This window comes from Sinobaca sp. TMA16-18 (assembly GCF_059510535.1).
In genome coordinates, this window is the sequence record NZ_JCAKFM010000020.1 from 1 (window position 1) to 539 (window position 539).

A 539-nucleotide genomic window follows, 5' to 3' on the forward strand; every position below is an offset into this window, starting at 1 on the left:
ACGAAAGCCGACGAAGCGTTTTACGATGAAAACGGCTACCTGCTGTTTGAAAACCTGTTTGAGCCCGATGAAATCAAAACGATGATCCGTGAACTCAAGCAGACGATGGAACGCAACCAGGAGCGCGACTCCGTCGAAGTGATTAAAGAGCCGGAAAGCAACGACATCCGCACCGTATTTGAAATCCATAAGGACAGCGGCTTTTTTGAGTCGCTCGCCCAAAACGACCGCATCGTCTCCGCTGCCCAGCAGCTGCTCGGCAGCGAAGTCTACATTACGCAGTCGCGCATTAACTTTAAGCCCGGTTTCAAAGGCAAGGAGTTCTACTGGCACTCCGACTTTGAAACGTGGCACGTCGAAGACGGCATGCCCGACATGCGCGCGGTCAGCTGCTCGATTGTCCTGACCGACAACTACGAGTTCAACGGCCCGCTGATGCTCGTCCCGGGCTCGCAGAAATGGTACATTTCCTGCCCGGGCGAGACGCCGAAGGACAACTACAAGTCGTCGCTGCAGAAGCAGGAAAGCGGCGTGCCGGA

The 539-nt window shown here is 55.3% G+C and carries 1 protein-coding gene; it reads left to right on the forward strand.

The window, feature by feature from the left end; genetic code table 11:
* A partial coding sequence (locus AC5W14_RS16725) for a phytanoyl-CoA dioxygenase family protein (protein ID WP_496195028.1) occupies positions 1 to 539 on the forward strand: 539 nt, incomplete at both ends.